At 60.9% G+C, this 14601-nt stretch carries 10 protein-coding genes and 1 riboswitch; of the genes, 1 reads left to right on the plus strand and 9 read right to left on the minus strand.

The window, feature by feature from the left end:
• Nucleotides 1-97: 97 nt before the first annotated feature.
• The 9 genes from ACX3O0_RS15305 to ACX3O0_RS15345 all read right to left on the minus strand — a co-directional run bounded on the left by ACX3O0_RS15305 (nucleotide 98) and on the right by ACX3O0_RS15345 (nucleotide 14006).
• Nucleotides 98-3211: a helicase C-terminal domain-containing protein gene (locus ACX3O0_RS15305; RefSeq protein WP_459108303.1), complete on the minus strand. Its 3114-nt coding sequence runs from the start codon at nucleotides 3209-3211 to the stop codon at nucleotides 98-100.
• On the minus strand, nucleotides 3208-4971 hold the full coding sequence (locus tag ACX3O0_RS15310) for a phospholipase D family protein (RefSeq protein ID WP_459108304.1): 1764 nt from the start codon (nucleotides 4969-4971) through the stop codon (nucleotides 3208-3210). Before ACX3O0_RS15310 ends, ACX3O0_RS15305 begins: the two co-directional genes overlap by 4 nt.
• A complete protein-coding gene (locus ACX3O0_RS15315) occupies nucleotides 4958-6166 on the minus strand; it encodes a DUF6361 family protein (protein ID WP_459108305.1) in 1209 nt (402 codons plus the stop codon). The genes ACX3O0_RS15310 and ACX3O0_RS15315 overlap by 14 nt, the downstream gene beginning before the upstream one ends.
• A gap of 349 nt (nucleotides 6167-6515) precedes the next feature.
• Complete coding sequence (locus ACX3O0_RS15320; RefSeq protein ID WP_459108306.1) at nucleotides 6516-6731, minus strand: helix-turn-helix transcriptional regulator; 216 nt, start codon at nucleotides 6729-6731, stop codon at nucleotides 6516-6518.
• Between the two features lie 2 nt (nucleotides 6732-6733).
• Nucleotides 6734-7768, minus strand: a complete 1035-nt coding sequence (locus ACX3O0_RS15325) for an Eco57I restriction-modification methylase domain-containing protein (protein WP_459108307.1) — start codon at nucleotides 7766-7768, stop codon at nucleotides 6734-6736.
• 2 nt (nucleotides 7769-7770) lie between these two features.
• Complete coding sequence (locus ACX3O0_RS15330; RefSeq protein WP_459108308.1) at nucleotides 7771-11055, minus strand: DEAD/DEAH box helicase; 3285 nt, start codon at nucleotides 11053-11055, stop codon at nucleotides 7771-7773.
• Nucleotides 11048-11749 carry a hypothetical protein gene (locus ACX3O0_RS15335; RefSeq protein ID WP_459108309.1) on the minus strand — a complete coding sequence of 234 codons (702 nt, stop codon included), beginning with the start codon at nucleotides 11747-11749 and terminating at the stop codon, nucleotides 11048-11050. The genes ACX3O0_RS15330 and ACX3O0_RS15335 overlap by 8 nt, the downstream gene beginning before the upstream one ends.
• Before the next feature lie 460 nt (nucleotides 11750-12209).
• Nucleotides 12210-13406, minus strand: a complete 1197-nt coding sequence (locus ACX3O0_RS15340; protein ID WP_459108310.1) for an HNH endonuclease family protein — start codon at nucleotides 13404-13406, stop codon at nucleotides 12210-12212.
• Nucleotides 13407-13499: 93 nt separating this feature from the next.
• Nucleotides 13500-14006, minus strand: a complete 507-nt coding sequence (locus ACX3O0_RS15345; protein WP_459108311.1) for a hypothetical protein — start codon at nucleotides 14004-14006, stop codon at nucleotides 13500-13502.
• Nucleotides 14007-14033: 27 nt separating this feature from the next.
• A riboswitch (SAM riboswitch) is annotated at nucleotides 14034-14148 on the minus strand.
• Nucleotides 14149-14233: 85 nt separating this feature from the next.
• Between ACX3O0_RS15345 and ACX3O0_RS15350 the strand changes: the two genes are divergently transcribed.
• Nucleotides 14234-14599, plus strand: a complete 366-nt coding sequence (locus ACX3O0_RS15350; RefSeq protein WP_459108312.1) for a DUF4190 domain-containing protein — start codon at nucleotides 14234-14236, stop codon at nucleotides 14597-14599.
• Nucleotides 14600-14601 lie beyond the last annotated feature (2 nt).

Raw genomic sequence — 14601 nt, forward strand, 5'->3', positions numbered from 1 at the left:
CTTGAAGGTAATTCGACAGTATCCGAGCGCTAAGGTTCTGGAAACGCCGCGTTCGGGGTCCTCGACCTCGAATTCAGCCGGAGATGTCGACGTCGAATCAAATTGCCGTAGGAGGCCGAAGATCCAGCACCGGCACCACCGATCCATCGACCCCGCGTTGCTTGAGTATCTCCAGCATGTCCTCTTGTCGTGGCTGCCCGAGCGTCAGGCGGTAGAGCGTCAGCGCTTCCTTCAGACGATCGATCTTCGCCAGGTCGCGACTGAGAGGGAACGACACCAACTGGCGTTCGATCTTCGCATCGCCAGGGTAGATCCAAAATGGCGAGAACTCTCCGAGCTCCGAGTGGGTTTCCGCCGCTGCATCGAAGGCTGCCCGCCAGGGGTTCGGATCTCCTGAGGCCATGACGTCTGCACGGTGTGCTGCAGCGATGTTCTTACGCACAGCATGGCCGGCAAAACGATTGACTCTGCCCTCACGTTGTTCGAAATCCACTGGGTTCGACGGCACATTCCAGTGGACCACCGCATGACTCCACCAGTGGAAATCGATGCCTTCCTGGCCAACGCTGGTCGACGCAAGTACGAACGGCCAGAAGGGACTGTTGAACGCGTTGCGAATCTCCGGCTGCCTCGCACTTTCCTCCTCCTGGGCTTTGCCTCCGTAACGAAGAGCAAAGCGTGAAGTGAACGGAATCCGCTCACCTCCGTCGGCGAGGTTTCGCGCATGGTACGTGGACGGTCGCATGGTTACTGCGTTCACTGCCCGAATTGCCAGGGACATTAGCAATTCATCGTCGAGGGCAGCGCCAGCAGTCTCGCTTCGAAGCTGGAAAAGGTACTCATCGAGCGCGGCCTGTAAGTTGCCGTCAGCGCAATAGTCGAGCACCGAGTGCCAATAGGCTTCACCTTCAAACGCCTTGACCTTGTCCAGCAACAGCATGCTCTCAACCCTGTTGAACAGGCTGCGCAGACCGTTTGACAGCATCGCAGCGGCAGCCCATTGGCCGAGGTCCGTGGTCGCATCGTCGGCGTCACGCACGCGTCCGAGCGCGCGATAAGCGATGTTGCCGGGCGCATGTAGGGCGAGCTTTGCCAGGTCAGGATGCCACGCTGCGGCTCCTGCGGCCGCCATCGTCTCGACTGCTTGGACAACGTGCGCCATTACCTGGCTGCCTGCAGCGCTCTCCTCTAGCTCATCTTCTGTTCCGCTCGGCCGAGCCGAAACTAGCTGCGCCAAGTCGTCCGCGTCGAGCGGTACGCCGTTCGGGGTGGCGCCCGGTGTCGAGAAGAACGCCTCCCAAGCGAACCCGGATTCCGGCCCGTATGCGAGCCGGCCGGCCACAATGGCTTGAGCCTCTTCGGCGGTGACCTGGGCGGTGGCGCTCGTCCGAACCATATTGAGCGGATCGCCGGCTTCGGCCAGTGCGGGGTGCGGCCAGAAAAGCGTGAGCGTCGACATGCTGGCCGGCCCGAATTCCGCCGAAACTTTGTAGTTGAGACGGGCAGATATTGACTTTCGATTCTCGGCCGAATTCACCTTGAGGCGTGAGCCTTCCACGATTCGCCGGTCTGCTTCATAGCTCAAGAGGCTTGCTATGGCGGTCGGTGTCGCCGTCCAGGAAGAAAACACAACTCGCTTCGTGGCACTATCGTGCGCGATCGAGCCATAGACATCACCTGGCAAGAAGTAGGGGAGTGATGGAGGCATCCACAGGAGCTTCCACCAACCCTGCCCGAGTGTTTCATCTGCGACCGCCCGCAAATGGCTACTGCCGAGATCAACTTCGCCGTAGCCGCGAATCGTTTCCGCATCCAGCTGCTGGAGCGCCGTCAACTCGGCGCGCAAGCTGCCGTCGGTCTCGACCAGACGTCGATCGACTGCTCCGGCAATCTTGTAGTTGTCCATGAAGCTGGCAAAGTAGGGGATCGACTTCCAATACTCGAGCCCGATCGGAACGTCGAGTTCGGTTGATAGACGCTCAAGTGCGACATAGCCCGCGAGGTCGGCCACGCTCGCGGCGGAGGAGGCGAGCCGCCGTTCGATGAGCATGCCCGCGTCGTGGGGTCGCTCTGTCCTGCTCATCACGGTAAGGAGAGTTGTGCGTAGGCGATCCACCGATCCATCGACGGGTTTACCGGTCACGACTTGCTGCCGGTATTCAGCAAAGCCCGCGCGGATCTCGCCCAGTGAGACCGTGGACCCGTCAGCCAGAAAGCCGAGCGTGGTCATCAGGTCTGAATAATGATCGTCGCCGGATTCTTCGACTGCTTCCGTATACGGCTTGTAGGGGGTTGCCGACAGGAGAAGTACCTTCGCCGCTGAATAGTTGAAGAGCGTGTGCGCGAGCTCAGCCGCGTCACCTCCTTCTTCCACATCGAGAAGGTGCCTGAATCGTTGGAATTCGTCGAGTATGACGAGGTCCGGCTCCAACGAGTCCACGCTCGCGCCGGCGAGTGCAGCTCGTAGCCTGGATGTGAGGTGCCGAATCGGATCCTTGAGAGAGTCGGGTATTTTTTGCTTTCCCGCCAAGTCGTCCAGCGCGATGAGGTAGTCATTGAGCAGACCCGACTCCGTGATGCCTTGGCGGAATGAATTGAGGATGGACGGATCCACGCGCCCACCCAGACCGCGCTCCATTCGGCTGATTCGGTAGGAGAACGCATCTCTGGTCTTGATTGACGCTTGAAACAGCATCCGCGATGCACGCTGCTGCGGCCTCGACAGGCTCAGCAATTCGGTAAGCATGATGTGCAGAAGTGCGCGTTCCTCGCCGGAACCGGTGCGCCAGGAACCCATGTCGAATGATGTTCCTGGAGTGAACGAAACCAGGTTAACCGGCTTACCGTGCGCTGTCGGTACGCCAGAGAGTCGATGCGACTCGCGTGCAAGCAGTGTGAGCCTGCTCGTCAGACCGATGTGGGGGTCGCCGGTGACGTTGAGTCGTCGCAAGTTCTGCGAAGCCAAGTCTGAGTTTGAGCAGATGTAGACGATGTCGATTCGGTTAACGCTGTCATCGTTCTGCAGACGCTCGATGGTTCGGGCAATGATTCCCCGGGCGATAACACTCTTGCCCAGCCCCGTCTCGTCGGCGACAAGAAAACGCCCGCTGGCGTTCGGCGCATCGTAAAGGCGGTGCATCACATGATCAACGGCGTCTCGCTGAAATCCCTTGAGTTCCGAGAGGATGGCATCCGCGGAGAATCCGTTCATGTGGGTTCCTCTTTCTGTGCGAGCCGCGCACGCCAGACTGGCTCCCACACTTCATCGAACCCAGCAGGCAGCGACGCGGCGGAGTCGACCTGGGCCCTCATCCGCTCGACCAGCCTGGCCAGGTCGTCGAGAGCGTCAGGGTTTGTGGCAAGCGCTCGAACCAGGGTTTCGAAAACTCCTGCTGCATCACTCGACCATGAGCCGAAGCCACCCGTGTTGCCGAGTGGCAAGCGCATGTTGGTGGATCCGCCGAGGGTGAGCATGAGATAGAGGAACCGGAGGAACTTCTCCGGTGTGTTGATCTGCTGGGCCAGCACCGCATCTCGCCTGTTCGGAACATCGCCGATCAGTTCTGCGCATACCACCGTGCTTCTGCGTTCACCTCGCGAGTCGGTCGCATGGATGATGACGAAAGGTGTGATTTCAGTGAGGTCTAGACCAGCGAAAACTGCGGACGGGCCACCTTTTGTTGGCAACGGTTGCGCGTTCCCTGGTCTGGTCAGCAGCTGCACTTGGGTGACGATGTCGAGGGAGGTTTTCGGAGCGGTGAGCGCTCGCATTTCGATCGAGTATCGGTCTTCACCGTCGCGCTGCACGGTGTTGCGCAGGCGGACAGCGGCGAGAGATCGGATGGCCTCCTCTAGCGCACGGTCGGCTTTCTCTGCATCCGTCTCTTGTACTCCGCCAGCCGTCACATAGGGGATGGTGAGTTTTCGCAGATCTGACTCTTCGCCGAAGACAGCGCCGACCCCAATGCGCGGTTGTGGTCCCACCATCTCGACCAGCAACTCGACATTGCCCCCGAACGCTGCCTGCGTGGCGTTCGCCGATCCAACGAAGGCTCGTGACCCTGACAGGCGATCCAGGAAATAAGCCTTCGCGTGCAGGCCAACCAACGGGTCGTCGTCGACTTCATCGTTGTCGCGAACAGCATCGTCGAGCACATGCGCATTGATGTACTTGAGCGTGTCTGGTTGTAGTCGGTCAAAGCTCTCGGCCCGCGAAATAACTTGCACCGGCTCCCTGCGGGACGAAGTGATACTGGCGATTCCGTCATCCGAGACGAACGGTGAAATCACGAGGTGCCGCTTCCCGGTGAAGTTGAGCGTCTGTGGCCGGCCAATGCCGAGTGCATGGAACGAGAGTTCGCGAATATCGGGCGGGAGGTCCCATGCAACTTTCGATAGGCGATCTGAAAGACCTTCGATGCGGCTGAGACGCTCAGCGGGAAGCGGTGTTACCGCGAGTGTTGGAAGGGTGCGCAAGAGGTCGCTGAGTGGCTCATTTTTCTCGCTCGATACTTCACTCTCGGACCCGTCAAGCCGCACGACGAGATCCCAGCTCCGGTCACTGGTGATGTTGCGACTGGAGCAGAGCATCCGGTAGCTACGGTGATTGCCGCGGGCGTATTCAAGCAACCAAACTTTGGGATGGAACAGTGCGCCCGGTCGGGCTGGGGTGACCGAATGCACCATCGGCTCCAGGAATGCGACAAGATCGGATGCTGCCCTCGGCACCGCGATTTGACCGGCCTGGGCGAAAATGTCCACGCGGTCCGCGGCTCGTCGCACGGCGTCGAGAATGGCGATCGGATCATCACTCTCTCGCACCTGATGCCCCGCGAATGACAGCGGAACCGTGAGGGCGCTCGTGAGGTCAAGAGTGAAGGTCGTGCCGACAGCGTGCACGAGCTCGTAGCCGCTTGGTGGGCGCAATTGCTCGGTGAGGGCTGCGCGAGCATCAGGTTCAAGCATCGTCACGTTCCAGTCCGTCATGCAGGTCGATGAGGATGCCACGTACTTGTCGCCATCGGTAGGTGAGCGCGCCGGCGCCGGATGCGCCTTGCCAGCTTTGGAGTAGCCGAGGGTTTTGCAGCCTCGCTTGCGGACCCTTGTGCCGTCTCTCGCGTCGGTCGATGAAGGCGCGCAAATCACTATTGTCTGAAACCGGAGTGTGCCCGCCGGTTGTGACGGCGTCTAGCCACGCGTCGACGAACACCCTCGACGAGTTGTTGATGCGCGGGTTCTTCGAGTACACGAGCGTCCAAAAATCGTTGCGCCGCCACAACGCAAGTTCAGGTGCCAACACATCGCGGTTGGTCTGCCATTCGACGAGACGCTCGCGGTAGGCGTCTGCTGCTCCGGAAATGCGGTCGTATCCGGCTGCTTCATATGCTTCGGCGAGCAGGAGGTTGTAGAGCAGCGAGGCGCCATGCATGGCGAGTGAGAACATCTGTGCATGGTGAAGCTCGTCAGCGGTGTTCGAGGGCGCTTCGATGGTGGCCGGATCGAACCAGGGGGCAGCGCTTTCTGGTTGCGGTCGATTGTCCACGAGGTGGGCGAGAAGAGAACCCTCGGCCCCTTCGAGCATCCGGTCGTGCAGCCATCCTGCTTCTGGTTTGTTGAGGTCAAAACCTCCGTTTGTGTTCTCGGGGAAGCCGTCGGGGAGGGGAGGTAGCGTGCCAGACCAGGGGCCAATCGGATGCGGAAGGTCATCCTCTCCTGTGGTGCGGCCAAATCCCGCCGCGATCGCGTCAGCCTGGCTGAGCGATGGGTCAATGAGGATGCCATACTGTCGAAGCGCAACCCAATAGATGCTCGACGGGAGCGTCTTGAGGGCAGCGCCCGCAGTCCTGCCTAGCAGTCCCTCGCCGTCAGTGTCGCGCTTAAGCGAGACGATGAGGTTGCGTTCATTCTTGTCGATGCGGCGCTCGATGTCTTCAGCGTCCGCGCCATATCTTGTGGCTGCGACGAATGTCCAGGGGATGAGTAGCATGTAGCGAGCACGCGTGAGCAGGGTCGATGTGCCGGGGAAGAGTTTGTCACTGAGAGCGTCCCGAATCTGGCCGATACCCAACTCGTCGCGGCTGTCGCGCTCGCTGAAGAGGTTGACGATCTCGCGCATGCGGCGCTGGTCCTCGCTCGATGCGTCGAGCCAAGCTACGAGTGACGGCATTGTCTGTTCCCCCATTGCGCCCCGATTGGTCACCGGCGTTTGCACTGTCACACTATCGGTGACTCAAGCCGTCCTCGTGGCTAGTGGACAGTCTCTAGCCCGCAACGGGTATCCGCCGCACCCACTCAAATCTCTGCGCACCCTGCTTCCTGGTAGGCAAAAATGCATCAGTGCGCGGGATACAGCGTTCAGGAGATCACCGACATTCTGGCGATTGACCTCGCTGAGCTCAAGGCCCGAGACAGGAGCGCCCCAGGCGGCTCCGAGACATGGCTGCCGCGAGCCGAATGACAACCAAGAATCCCCGGAGCCTGACGGCCTCAGGGGTTCTCTCCTCGATCGACCTTGCTTAGGTCAGCTCGATCCTGAGCTCAAGGGCTAGCACGATCTTCTCTAGGGTCGCGGTCGAAATGTCGTCTCCGCGTTCAATGCGGGCGACCGTGGGGCGGGAAACGCCCGCGCGCCCAGCGAGCTCGTTCTGCGTCCATCCGAGCGAGACGCGGGTCTCGTGGATCTTGGTGGCGATCTCCGCCATCGGAGCGTCAGAAGCCCGATTTTCGCCCATGATCACCCCATCGGCTTGATGTGTAAGTCGATGAAAGCAATCTCGTCGGCATCGAGCTTGTACTTCGAGTAGAGCTGCTGGTCGATCTCCGGGATCGACTTCGACCAGTCAACGTCAGCGGCGCTTGTGAAGTCCTGAAGGGGGACGTACTTCCAGACCTTCGCCGGGTTGTGCTGCGTGATCTTGAGCACGCCGAGCATGGTTCGGGCGAACTTGCTCTTCACATATTTGAGGCAAGCATCGGCCTCTGACTGCTCCGCGAAGGAGCCGATCGTGATGAACGTCTGAGTAGCGGCTTCGTTCGGCGCCAGAACGAGGGGAGAAGACAGTACTTCGCCGAGAACGCCGGAACCGTTGGAAGCGGGCATCGCGACCTTGTGAGTGGTGAAACTTTCGGGGCCTGTGACGTAGTCGCTCCGGATCCAACGCGAAACGCGCTTGTTCTTGATAAGACCAAGCATCCGGACGTAACGGTGACTATCGGCAGGCTGGTTCTCATGGTAAAGAAATGAGAGCTGTTCAAAAGTCCTTGTGTTGACCTTGTATTGCTCACCTGCCGACATTGTGTCTACGGCCTCAGGGTAGTCGGCGTGCATCGCCTCGGTGTAGCGGTACGAGCGCGAGCTAGTGATTACGGATGCGATAGATCCACTCTTACCGAGGAGTACTTTGTGCAGAATCGCATTGAGCTCCGGGGACTTCGTGAAGGTTCCGATGGGCTCTTCGTTCTTCTCTTCGTCACGGTAGGTGACTGCGATACCACCCTTTATGTCGGTTCCAGGGAACAATTGGTCGCTGTTAGGGACATAGTGCGGCACAGTCAGATGCGGATCCGAAAGCATCTTCGCGTTCCAAACCTTCGGCGTGTATCCCGCGTTAAAGAGGAATCGCGCAGGGGTGATAAGCACGGCCTTCTTCCCGACCTCGTACGCGGCCTCCATGAACAGGTGGTAAATGGGCATGTTGTGCGTGGCGTCACCAGTGGCTTCGTCCTGGTAGGGCGGGTTGCCGATGACGACGTCGAACTTCTTGCTCATTATCAGTGTCCTTCCGTCAACATCTTGTCGACAATCTGCTGTCGTTCTTCCAGGCTCATCCGTGCAATGTCCCCGACCTTGAAGTGCCCGGAGCCTTCGATCCACGCCCGACGCTCGGGCACACCGCCGGAGACGGCCTCGAGAGTGATCTTGTGCAGCAGCTCGTTATGGCTCATCTCGAAGATCTGCTTCGTGAGAATGTGCCGCAGCCGCTCTTCCTGGTCCGGAATCACGCCCGTTAGTCCTGCATCGAGACGCCGCACGAGCTCCATGAGAAACAGCCCGGCAGTGGAGAACAGGTCGGCGAACGTCTTCGTCGGATCCTCGAAGATGCCGGGGTTCTCCGCTTCGAGCACATCGACCATCGTCTCCACCACCGAGCGAGGCGTGAACACAAGCGACGTCTTCTGCTGCGGGATGTAGGCGAAGATGTCCTCAGCCTGTGACTCGTTGAAGTAGTCAGCGAGCGATTCCTTCTTGTCAAGGAACTCCTGGACTGCCTTGTCGAAGACGGCTTCGTCAAACATCCCCGGGATCTGGATGACAGTTCCGTCTTCCTCGGTGACCTCCTGACCGTCGCGTAGCACGCGGAAGTCGGCCTCGGTGATGCCGGTGATCTCCTCGAATACGTGGTCAGGCGTGTAGTCATCGAAGTTCGCCAGACGGATGTCTCTGTTGCCGTACGCCATGAGGAACATGGGGATCGTGCGGGCGAAGCCGCGCAAGTGCGAGCGTGCGTCGTCCATCGTCTGGTTCGCGCGCTTCTGCTCCTTCTTCGTCTCTTCGCGAGTAACTACGTCGGCCGCGATCTCGTCGGTGCGCGCGTTGACCAGCGCGAGGATATCGGCACTGAACGACTCGTGGTGCGCAGCCTTCTCTTGCTCAATCGCCGCGGCGTCAGCTTCGGTGGCTGCTTCATCCAATGCGTCAGCGAAGTGCTTCTCGGCGATGCCTCGCTCGGTGAGAACGCGCTCAACGTCGGCCATGACGCGGGCCTCAGTTTGCTTCTCATCGCGCTCTACCTGCTTTGCAGAGAGGGTGTACTCCTCCGCGAGCTTCTCGCGGGTCTCGCGGGCCTTCTCGGTCACCAGCTTCGCGATCTGTCGCGCAGTGCTCTGCGGGGAACCCTCGCGATCAACGGGCGCGATGTCTTCGATGCGCCAGACGGGCTTGCCAAGTTCTGCGACCTTTGGATTGATGACCGTCTCGATGTCGACCTGGACATTGCCGTCGGGATCGAGCGAGGGCATAGGCTCTGGGAGGTCGATGCTCCCGCCGGTCTTGGTTTTCCCCTGCTTCGCCTGCGGCAGTTTCTCCAGGATCTCCTTGACGTGCTCCGAGTATCTGAAGATGCCCCCGACATTGGCGAACAACAGGTTCGAGAGGAACCCGCGGCGAACCACTTCCCGAGCCTTGAATGTCTGAGGGAAGGTCAGCACCTGTGATGCGTCGAGCTCAACCATGCGGCCATCTGAGTCCTCGCCGATCACCGGGAAGAAGTTCAGCAGCTCGCGGATGTTGTCCTGACGAACGCTCTGATCGTTGGACGGTGTCGAGCTCAGATTGTTCGCGAACGCGTCGAAAATTGTGAGCGTGCGCTCGGGTGCGAAGTCGAAGATGTATGCGTTCTTCTTCTGGAACGCCTTGCCGCCGCGCTCGAACGTGCACGAGTTCTGCGCGCGGAACGCGGCCTGCATGTAGAGCGCTGGCGACGAGAGGTTCGACAGCATGATGACCGCGGTCCACTCGGGCACGGTGACGCCCGTGGTGAGCTGACCGACAGAGAGTGTGATCGTCTTGCCACCCGTGCTTTCGGCTGAGGCGATCGCGGTGCGCACGTTATCCAGGGACTTGCCGACAACAGCCAGATCGGCATCGTCTTCGCGGCCGTCGCCTGCGGCGAGGATCACGTCGTAGTCCTTGAACACCTCGTGGTTCTTCAGGAGTCTCTGGAGTGCCTTCGCTGAAGCAACACGGTTCAGAAGCCAGAACGAGTGACGGATCTCGTCGCGCAGCTCAGGAGTGGAGAATGGGTACTTCTCGTTCGTCGCGAGGCAATCGAGGAACTTCACTACCTCGCTCTCATGCTCGAAGAAGCCGTTGTCCTTCGTGCTGAAGAACTCGTTCAGGTCGAACGTGAAGTCGATGTTTGCGCTGTCCTCGTCGCTTGCGACGCCGAGAGCGAGTTGGTCGGTGATCATCCGAGAGACCTGGTAGGTCAGCATGTTGAGTCGCGGAAGAGCCCCGTATGGATTCTCGACAGCGTCGTCGTCCCAGCTCGCGCGCGCCGTTTGCTCGTCTTCGTAGGTCCAGTTGAAGATTTGGCTGTCGCTGAATCGGCCAGACACCAATGCCTTGAACGGCGTTCCCGAGAGGTGCAGCGTCCACGACCGAGTGATCTGGTCGAACGCGACGTCAGTCTTCGTCGTGTCGACGCCCTCATGGGCCTCGTCAATGACTAGCAGATCCCACTCGAAGTCAGCGATGTGCTTGAGCTTTTTGTGGACGCCGCCGAAGTACTGCGAGCCCTTGAGGTCCTGGAGAGAGACGAACTCGACAATCCGGGGATCCTCGCTGCTGGCGCCTGTGAGATGCTTGCGCCATTGCTCACGAGTCATGCACGAGCGCGATGCGAGCGAAGGCGAGTCCGAGACGAACTTGTACGTCGTCTGGTGTCCAATGAAGCGAGTGAAGTCGTCGAACCACGAGTTGGCGATCGCTGGCCGGTTGGTGACGATGAGCACCTTTCTGGCTTCGATTTTGCGCATCAGGTCATAGGTCGTGAGCGTCTTGCCGAATCGCGGCTTGGCATTCCACAGCGCCTCTGTGCCACCCTCGTTGAACACGGCGAGCGCTTGCTCGACTGCGGCTAGCTGCTCGCGGCGAAGAGCGTAATCGTCCTGACCGGACGTCTGAAGATCCGCAAAGTCCTGGCCGGCGAAAGAGTTGAAGTACTCGAGTGACGACTTTGCGGCACCATCGAAGTGGTGCCACTCGGTGCGTTCTGGCTTGAGTTCACGTTCGACACCCAGTTGACGCAGATAAGCGTGGAAGTCGCCGTCTTTAAAAGTCCCGCCGGCCTCGGACGTGAAGAAGGCGCGACGCGACCAGTTTTGTTTCTTGGCGACCGAGAGTTGTGAAGCCTGCTGAGCGATGCGCGTGGCGGCGCTGTCCTGCTCCGTGTATCCGATCTTCTCCCAGCCCGCGTACTTGGGGATGTCTGGGGTAGACCATGAGTAGATCAACGGGGTGATCTCGCGGTAAGTGTTGATGTTCGGGCTAGACAACGGCTCTCACTTCCTTGTGGACATGGTCGATTCGGCACTGCGCGTAGGTGTCGTAGACGGCGAAGTCAAAGGCGCCGGTACTCGCTCCACGCAGCGAGGCAAGTGTGAATGGGTCGCGCTGTATCATCCCGGGGACGTTGAGCACCCGGTGCCACCACGAGAACTGGATTGCTTCTCCAGAAGCATCAATCCCGGTGAGTGTGTTCCCGTGGAGGATGTTCGTGGCTACGAGGTATTCGGCGGCGCGATAGAGGTTCGTCCGATAGTTGCAGCGCACGCCGTAGCCTTCGTGGAAGGCTGTGAACTCTGTGAGCAGCCCGGACTTCGCCGCCGTGAGGTTGTCTTCGAGAAGCTCGATCCCATAAATCGACGCGAGCGCGAACAGCGACTCGGTCGGCCAGAACTCCGGCTGGTAACGCCTCTTGATCGCGTGCAGTTTGCGCCGCAGGATGGCGATCAGGAAGTTGCCGTCGCCGGCGCTCGGCTCGAAGAAGGTCTTGTCGACGAACTGAGGGCCAGTTTCCAGCTCAGTGCGGACGAGGTCGAGCATCTGATTCACCATGCGGCGCGGCGTGAAGACTTCGCCATACGCCTTCACTCGTTGACGAGACTTGATCGACTGTTCGTACTCCCCATCACGCGCCGTCGCATCGGCAGCGTGGCTGAACTGCGTGCGGGGCGAGGAGGTACTCAATAGGGGCTCTCTTGGGCGTTGCGTCGGTTAGCTGCGTGTATCAGATATTTTACAAGACGCCACCGATATTGGTGATCAAGACGCACAGCGAGTCAAGAAGTCGTCAGGGTCTAAGTGTTGCGTTCCGTCTGCCAGTTGTGGCTTGCAGCACCTCTGCCCTTGTCCTTCCGTGAACTGCCCAGATTGCCATTGACCACGGCGGCTCGCTTGGTGCCTCGAGGCAGGGGGAGTTGGTCGTCGGCTGAAGTCTGTATCAAGTACGAAGGCTTCACGTGCGTTGCGCCAAGCGCTTCGCACAGAAGGCCCACCGGTCGAACGCATCGCAGCCATCATCGACATCCTTGAAGAATTCGGTATCCAGCCAGAAAAGGTTGAGCCGCTCCTACCGATCGACAAGGGCGACGTCAGACTGATCGCATGGATGGCTTTGGAAGGTACGAAGCTTCTTAGAGGTGGCCCCTCAGCAGGCGATACCGTCACCGTCCATGTCCAAACCGTAGATGTCGTCCCTGACAACAGTGACCGGGCCGCGGACATACTCCGGACCATTCCCGCTGCCGCCGGCGCAGCCCACGTCGCTGGCGATCGGCACACACGCGCCGTAGTAGTTCGTGTCGCAGCCAGACGCAACCGGCGCCGGTTCAGGTGCAACAGGCGCGACTACCGGCACAGGGACGGGTTCGAACACCGTGGGCGCATCCGCACACGAGCTCAACACGCGGGTCATCGCCTCGTGCTCCGCCTTCGTTACCCACAGCCCGTACGCCGCCTTCACCGACACCTGGTGCGAAACATAGGTGCACCGGAACGACTTCGACTTCGGCAGCCAGGTCGCCGTGTCGCCCGCACCCTTCTGCGAGTTCGATGCACCATCCACCGCGAACAGGTTCATCGGATCATTGGCGAACGCGATCCTCTGGTCTTGGCTCAACTGCTGCGCACCCGTCTGCCATGCATTTGCGAGCGCCACCACATGGTCGATTTGCACGGCCATCGACGTCTCGTTGCCGCGCACGAAGTTGATGGTCTCGCCCGTGTACGGCGACACCAGCACCCCGCTCGTCACCTTGCACGGCCCGCTTCTCACGGTCGACGCAAAGTCACGCTGCCGGATGTCGTTGCGGGTGTCGCATCCGTTGCGGTCCACGTCCAGCCACGCGCTGCCGAACATGCCGGTGCGGTCGTGGCCGGTCATCGGCGACTTGCCCTTGACAGGCAGCGTTGCCAACAACGCGAGAGCCGTCGAGTCGCCACCGGATGCCGCCGGCTGGGTTGTCGGGGAGGCGACCGGTTCTGGCTCCGGCGCCGGAGCATCCGTCACCGTCGGCTTCGGGGTCTGCGTTGGCTTCGATGCTGGCGACTCCGCGCTCGCCAGCGACTCGTCAGCGCGCGGCGGTAGCAGCGTCGCGCCAACCCCCATCACGACAAGGGACACCGCCAACACGACGGCAGCGACCTTGCGACCGGGAACGGATGCCCAGCCCGCGCGTCCGGTCACCACCGAGTACAGTGCGGTGGCCAGCGCGACGAGACCCCACGCGAGCAGCAGCCCGCCCAACCCGCCGGATGCGACGCCCGCGATGGTGAAGACCACCACCAGCGGCGTCACCACCCAGAAACTCGCGCCGAACTTTGGCCGCCACGGCGCTCTGCCCACAACATCCCCCTAGGTACGCCTACACGCTAGGGGGAGAAGCGGGTGCCGGCGCAGACCCAGTGCGGGTGTCGGCCGTGCGGAGCAGCAAGGGCGTCAATCGTCCGTACTCAAGATCACTCGGCCGCTTCCGTCGAGGATCATCCCGTCGGGGAACGCCTTCTTGCCGCCGTCGAGGATGAGCCCGGCCGCGCGCATGGGTGTCATCCCTGATGCGACGAGTTCCGGCCACAGCACCCAGTCGGATGCCTTAATGTAGCGGCACTCCGGCCCGCCCCGGTTTCCCCGGTGCAAGTACAGGAGCCGGTGGTCTCGCCCTCCATTCAGGCTGGTGCTGATGCACATTCGCAGCAGGTAGTACTGCTCGGGCGTGAAGCCGGCATTCTCGAAGTCGTGCGCGACCTCCACCCACTCGGTGATGTTCGTGTACCCATCCCGCTGCGCCGCGCGTGCCGTGTAGATCATCGGGAATGTGCCGAACCACACGGGCGGATAGTCCAGCTGCATCTGACACCAGCGCACCCGGCGCTCATGCGGAATCGGATCCCACTTGGCCTGCGCTTTCGCCAACCCCGTGGCATCCGCATCGAAATTCTGAGGCATGACGCCTCCCTCCCGGAGGCGCACACCCCCATCGACTTGCCGGCGACGGATGCCGCGGGCCAGTTCTTCCCCTGGGGCACCCCACACGATGGAGAGGGTTGCCGGACAGCCAGCCAGGTACCTACGGCCGTCACTCTTGAACCTGAGCACCACTGTAGCGGCGGGCGCGGACATCCGCCCCGCTCGGGGGAATTTCGCCCATCGCAGGGCTCTGCCATAATCGCGGCATGAGCAACCCCGAGCCGATGCCGCCGTACGGACCCTCGCGGACCATCTACCAGCAGGTGGTGCGTCCGCCGTCAAACGGTATGGCCGTGGCCGCCCTTGTGCTTGGCATCGTCGCTATCGCCGTGGGTGTGTGGACCGTCATCCCGATCCTCGGGCTGGTGGCCGCGTTCTTTGCATTCGTCCCAGGCGTGCTCGCGGTGATCTTCGGCGTGATCGGGCGCACCCGTTCACGAGCGCTCGGCGGGCTCGGGCGCGGGCAGGCGCTTGCTGGGCTCGTGCTCGGCGCGGTAACCCTTGGCATCATCGTCCTTGTCACGATGGGGTGGATCCTGCTGTCGATTCCGGCTGGCTACAGCTACTCGTAGGC

The organism is Homoserinimonas sp. A447 (assembly GCF_054489325.1).

Bases quoted from the DNA above. Each gene is read 5' to 3' on its own strand.
- ACX3O0_RS15305 (WP_459108303.1), bottom strand. From the start codon at position 3,211: ATGAACGGATTCTCCGCGGATGCCATCCTCTCGGAACTCAAGGGATTT.
- ACX3O0_RS15315 (WP_459108305.1), bottom strand. From the start codon at position 6,166: ATGCCGTCACTCGTAGCTTGGCTCGACGCATCGAGCGAGGACCAGCGC.
- ACX3O0_RS15320 (WP_459108306.1), bottom strand. From the start codon at position 6,731: ATGGGCGAAAATCGGGCTTCTGACGCTCCGATGGCGGAGATCGCCACC.
- ACX3O0_RS15325 (WP_459108307.1), bottom strand. From the start codon at position 7,768: ATGAGCAAGAAGTTCGACGTCGTCATCGGCAACCCGCCCTACCAGGAC.
- ACX3O0_RS15345 (WP_459108311.1), bottom strand. From the start codon at position 14,006: ATGCCTCAGAATTTCGATGCGGATGCCACGGGGTTGGCGAAAGCGCAG.
- ACX3O0_RS15350 (WP_459108312.1), top strand. From the start codon at position 14,234: ATGAGCAACCCCGAGCCGATGCCGCCGTACGGACCCTCGCGGACCATC.